Annotated in this window: 1 pseudogene; it reads left to right on the forward strand. The window is 73.7% G+C overall.

What is annotated here, in order from left to right:
* Positions 1-217: pseudogene (locus tag VR44_RS12100) on the forward strand (methyltransferase); the annotation flags it as partial.

Raw genomic sequence — 217 nt, forward strand, 5'->3', positions numbered from 1 at the left:
CCCGGCCCCGACGTCCGGCTCCCCGGCAGCGGGGCCCGGCGCGCCTGGGAGGCCGGCCCGGAAGGCCGGGCCGTCATCGACCGGATCTGCACGGCTGCTCCGGCCCTGCTGCGCCCGGGAGGCGTGCTCCTGATGGTCCACTCGGGGATGTGCGGGACGCAGAAGACCCTCGCCCTCCTCGCCGGACAGGGAATGGCCTGTCTCTTATACACATCTC

The organism is Streptomyces katrae (genome assembly GCF_000966975.1).
In the GTDB taxonomy this organism is placed as follows: Bacteria; Actinomycetota; Actinomycetes; order Streptomycetales; family Streptomycetaceae; genus Streptomyces; species Streptomyces katrae.